This window comes from Haliscomenobacter sp., assembly GCF_033763495.1.
Lineage (GTDB): Bacteria > Bacteroidota > Bacteroidia > Chitinophagales > Saprospiraceae > Haliscomenobacter.
In genome coordinates, this window is record NZ_JANRKL010000238.1 from 1 (window position 1) to 5,275 (window position 5,275).

Below are 5,275 nucleotides of genomic sequence, written 5' to 3' on the forward strand. Positions count from 1 at the left end.
CTCTATCATTGATTCTGTACTCAGCCGCCACGATGCGGTCGTATACGACAAAGACAGCCACGGCTGTATTTACGATGGGGTTCGTTTGCACATCGGCAAACGTTTTCCTTTTGAACACAACGACTTCGAAAGTTTCAAGAAGCAATTGGAAAAAGCCAACGAGCACGTCAAAGAAACTGGCGGGGGTATCCTCGTGATTTCTGAAGGGGTATTCGGGATGCGTGGTAACCAGGGTATCCTGAAGGAAATTGCTTCCATGAAGGCTCAATACAATTTCCGTTTCTTTGTAGACGATGCACACGGTTTCGGTATGCTCGGCCCAACTGGTGCTGGTGCGGTAGAAGCCCAAGGGGTAACCGACGCAGTAGACCTTTACTTCAGTACCTTTGCCAAATCGATGGCCTCTATCGGTGGCTTTGTTGCTGGCGAGCGCGACATCATCGATTACCTGCGTTACAACATGCGTTCGCAGATTTTTGCCAAGTCACTGCCGATGCCTTTAGTAATTGGTGCATTGAAGCGTTTGGACATGTTGCGCTCTATGCCTGAGCTGCGTGAAAAACTCTGGCACATCGTAAATCGCCTGCAAGGTGGTCTGCGCGCCATGGGCCACGACCTGGGTACCACCAACAGCTGCGTTACTCCGGTGTACCTCAAGTGCTCCGTGGATGAAACTGGTAACCTGGTGAAGGACCTGCGTGAAAACCACGGCATCTTCTGCTCAGTGGTGATGTTCCCGATGATTCCGAAGGGTATGATCCTGCTGCGTTTGATTCCTACTGCTGCACATACCGATGAGGATGTAGATCTGACACTCGCGGCTTTCAAAGACATCAAAGAGAAATTGGAAGCAGGTGCTTATGTACAAAAATTGGAGGCAATTGCGGATATGCGGTAATTGGCTTTTTGAATGATATGATCAATACCCCCTGGAGTAAGTTCGCTTGTTCCAGGGGTTTTGTTTTTTAGTTACATCCCCTCATGTAACTCCACCCCATTGTTCCGCACCGAATTCACCTTATCCGATACCTGATACATCTTCAACACCCCATCCCCAGGTGTATGCAACATCCCCTCAATCACCGCCTGGTTCCGTTCTTCCAGCCACAATTGCCGTGATTCCCTATCGGGCAGCACCAGCGGCATTCGATCGTGAATCGGCATCATCTCGGCATTAGGCCCAGTGGTAATGATGGAAAAACTGTGGATAACTTTTCCCTCGCCACGCCAGGTTTCCCAAATGCCGCCCATGACCAGTAGCTCCCCTTGGGCAGGTAGGATCCGAAAAGGAGTTTTGTCTTTGCCCTCTTTTTTCCACTCATAAAAACTATCTGCCAACACCAAACAACGCCTTTGCCGGATGGCATTGCGGAAAGCTGGTTTTTCCAGTACCGTTTCGGACCGGGCATTGATCATCTTGCCCCCCATTTTAGGGTCTTTGGACCAGGAGGGGATTAGCCCCCATTGGAACAATTGCAAGGCCCCCGGCGCCTGGTTGCTAATGACATAGGCTTGTTGGGTGGGCGCTATATTGTAGTTGGACTGGAGTACATCGTCCTCAACCTCCAGCGTAGTGCCTAGTTCAGCCTCTATTTTGGCTTTGGATGTAGAAAAAGAATAACGTCCGCACATAATGTTGCAGTTTGGTGATGATTGAGCTGTGGAAAAATAATTTTAAAAAGTTACCAACAAGGCCTTTTTTAGCTTTTGCCCTAAAGCCTTGATAGAATGGACTTTAGTTCAAAACGTTTTCCACCTCAATTTAGTGGAAAAGCGTCAGTTTAGCCCCTACTTATACACACTCGTTAACATCTGGTCTTTGGAAATAAAGTTATCCCCATTCTCTACAGTGTTTTCCTTTCGCTATGCCAGAAAATGAGCCGCCCACCAACGGCTCGTTCACATTTGCGCTGAAAAAAGTTATGCTGTTAACAAGTATTCGGGGCATTGTGGACAAAAGTCGGAACTACTTGATTAGGCCCACTTTTGCCTGTTGGTTTGTTGTGCATAAGTGTAATTAAAATCTTAACACTGAGGTAACATTCAGTTAACTCATTTTTTTCTCCACATACTAACACTGCTGATGATGAATCTGATTAGTCTTTTAATTTAAAATCATTTTATTTAATCATAGCGCTACTTCGGCGGAAAAAATTTGCCACAAAAAAGCGCTTATCTTTGTTCGAGAAAAAAAACAAACGCATGTCAAGCGAAACCGCTTCCTCAAAGTCTGCTGCATTTATTTATCCCAAAGCCGTTCAAGTTTGGCTGATGATTGGGGTTTTTATGGTTTTTATGCAAGTGGTGATTGGTGGTGTGACCCGACTTACAGGTTCGGGATTGTCGATCACCAAATGGGAAATCGTGACTGGTACCTTACCTCCGTTGAACGCAGCCCAATGGCAAGAAGAATTTGTGGAGTACCAGGCAACGCCCCAGTACCAAAAAATCAACGAAGGCATGAGCATGAGCGAATTCAAGTTCATCTACTTCTGGGAATATTTCCACCGGCTTTGGGCACGTTCGATGGGTTTTGTCTTTTTGATCCCCTTCTTGTTTTTTTATTTCAAGGGCTGGATTGACCGTCCATTGCTCCGACGTTTAGGGCTTGTCGTATTACTCGCAGCACTGGCTGCTTCCTTCGGTTGGATCATGGTAGCCAGTGGTTTAGTGAATCGCCCCTGGGTAAATGCCTACAAATTAACTTTACATTTGTCCATTGCTCTGGCTGTATACAGTACTTTATTCTGGACTTTGTTGACAACTTTTACACATTATCCACAAGTTATCCACACTGTTTTGTTAAAAAAGTGGGGATTATGGATAGCAATCCTGCTCGGTGTACAAATTGTATTAGGAGGCATCATGTCGGGCATGAAAGCGGGTCTTTTTTACCCTACCTGGCCCCAAATGAACGGTGAATGGATACCCTCTGTGGTCTTGCAGCGCAGTGAATGGGACAGCCTCAATTTCATACAGTACGACCGCGGACCCTTCATGTCTGCCTTGATTCAACTCATGCACAGAAGCTTAGCTTATGCATTGGTTGTCATTGTTTTATGGTATTTTTACAAAGCCATGACCAATGCCCCCAAAGGCCCCTTCCGCTCGGCCCTTCCACTACTTCCCACAATGATTTTTATACAAGTTTTGTTGGGAATTTTTACCTTGTTGTACTGTAAGGGAACTGTGCCTGTTGGTCTTGGTGTTTTGCACCAAGCCGGAGCCTTAGTACTCCTTACCATCATACTTTTCCTCAATTATCACTTGCGGCTGAACGCAAAAAAGTGACAATGTGGAAAACTTTGTGGAAAACTTTTTTCAATGTTAATTATTTGCAAAGATGCCCGTTTTTTGGTTGGATGATCAATCCTTGGAATTTCCGGCACCAGAACTAGCTACTCCTGAAGGGATTCTGGCGGTAGGGGGAGATTTATCTCCTGCCCGTTTGTTGGAAGCCTACGCGGGGGGGGTCTTTCCATGGTTCAATGAAGGTGATCCTATTTTGTGGTGGTCGCCGGATCCTCGTTTTGTTTTGTTTCCCGATGAATTGGTGGTGTCAAAAAGCATGCGGCCTTATTTCAACCAGAAAAAATTTCAGGTCAGTTTTGACCAGCATTTCGAAGCAGTCATGCGCGGCTGCCAACAATCCAATCGAAATGGGCAATCGGGCGACACCTGGATAACCGAAGATATGATCCAAGCTTATGTCCAAGTCCACCAATTGGGCTATGCCCACTCCGTTGAAGTGTGGCAGGAAGGAGAGCTGGTGGGTGGTTTGTACGGTATATCTTTGGGAAAAATCTTTTTTGGAGAATCGATGTTTGCCCGGGTGAGCAATGCCTCCAAGTTTGGTTTCATCACGCTGGTGCAAAAACTGCGGGAAAAAAACTTCACCTTGATTGATTGTCAACAACAAACCCAGCACCTGGGCAGCCTGGGCGCCAAGCCGATCAGCCGAAAATCTTTTTTGAAATACCTGCAGGAAAATAAAAAGCTGGAGACTTTAACAGGTTCATGGACAAAAGTTCTCGCAGAATAACTTATTTTAGCCACATCAACTCAAAGTTCAGTCCTTTCCCAAAGGTCAACTGATGCAATAGATCGATCTGTAACAAATCAACGTTGTAAACAAGTAGTGGAGCAAAAATAAATGTTCATTTTTGAATCAAATGGATAATTTGTTTTTTGTCGCCCCCTAAAAGATTCCGAAACGCTATGCTGATTCGACTGCTCTCGCTTTTACTTCCACTAGTACTGTTGGCTTTTGTTGTACCCAGTACCGAAGGTATTTACCCCAAGGATTTTTTTGCTGCACCAGTGAGTGGCCCTTTGCGCTTGTCGGGTACTTTTGGTGAATTGCGCCCGGATCACTTTCATTCGGGCATCGACATCAAAGGTGGCCTGGGGGTACCCATTTATGCTGCGGGTGACGGCGAGGTGTATTGCATCAAAATCAACCCTGGAGGCTATGGCAGTGTAATGTACCTGCGGCACCCCAATGGCTATACCACGCTTTACGCCCATTTGAGTGGCTTTTCGCCAGAGTTGGCCAAGTACATTGAAGACAAACAATATGCAGCACAGCAGTTCGCTGTCGAATTATACCCTGAGGCAGGGCGCTTTCCGGTTAAAAAAGGTCAGCTGATTGCCAAAATGGGCAATACTGGCCATTCCTTTGGGCCACACCTCCACTTTGAAATTCGGGAAACCGCGACCGACCGATCCATCAACCCCTTGTTGTTTGGATTACAAGTGCTGGACAACACCCCTCCCCGGGTGCATGAACTCAAAATTTACCAAATCGCTGAAAACAACCAGTTGGCCGAAACCCGCCGGGTGCCCTTGCTCCTCAAAAATACCCAATACGGAGTAACTGGAGATACCCTTAAAGTCAAAACCAAACAAGTGGGCCTGGCCATCAAAGCCTATGACCACATGGATGGTGTGAACAACTGGAATGGCATTTATACCCTCGACTTACTGGTGGATGACAAGCAAGTTTACCATTTTGCGGTAGAAAAACTCGATTTTTCAGAAACCCGCTACATCAATGCTCACGTGGATTATGAAGAAAGAGTGTCGCGCAATTCTTACTTTCACCGTTGTTTCCTATTGCCTGGTAATGGCTTATCCATGTACAACCAGGTACTGGAAAATGGCAAAATCAACATAGCCGAGAAACAAACCCGTAAGGTGAACATCATCATCAAGGATGTGGCAGGCAATACAGCGAAAACACAGTTTTGGGTGAAATTGGATACGGCTTTGGTGA

5 protein-coding genes are annotated in these 5,275 nt (G+C 46.1%); 4 read left to right on the plus strand and 1 reads right to left on the minus strand.

Annotated elements, in window-relative coordinates; genetic code table 11:
• Positions 1 to 898 (plus strand): aminotransferase class I/II-fold pyridoxal phosphate-dependent enzyme (locus tag SFV55_RS28455; protein ID WP_320032990.1); only part of this gene is annotated, 898 nt, incomplete at its 5' end.
• A 71-nt stretch (positions 899 to 969) separates the two neighbouring features.
• Here the strand turns inward: SFV55_RS28455 and SFV55_RS28460 are convergent.
• Positions 970 to 1,632 carry an SOS response-associated peptidase gene (locus SFV55_RS28460; protein ID WP_320032991.1) on the minus strand — a complete coding sequence of 221 codons (663 nt, stop codon included), beginning with the start codon at positions 1,630 to 1,632 and terminating at the stop codon, positions 970 to 972.
• A 570-nt stretch (positions 1,633 to 2,202) separates the two neighbouring features.
• Here SFV55_RS28460 and SFV55_RS28465 point away from each other — a divergent pair.
• From SFV55_RS28465 to SFV55_RS28475, 3 genes are all read left to right on the plus strand, one after another.
• Positions 2,203 to 3,291, plus strand: coding sequence for a COX15/CtaA family protein (locus SFV55_RS28465; RefSeq protein WP_320032992.1), 1,089 nt, complete (start codon positions 2,203 to 2,205; stop codon positions 3,289 to 3,291).
• Between the two features lie 52 nt (positions 3,292 to 3,343).
• Positions 3,344 to 4,042, plus strand: coding sequence for a leucyl/phenylalanyl-tRNA--protein transferase (aat, locus tag SFV55_RS28470; RefSeq protein ID WP_320032993.1), 699 nt, complete (start codon positions 3,344 to 3,346; stop codon positions 4,040 to 4,042).
• 176 nt (positions 4,043 to 4,218) lie between these two features.
• Positions 4,219 to 5,275 (plus strand): M23 family metallopeptidase (locus SFV55_RS28475; protein ID WP_320032994.1); only part of this gene is annotated, 1,057 nt, incomplete at its 3' end.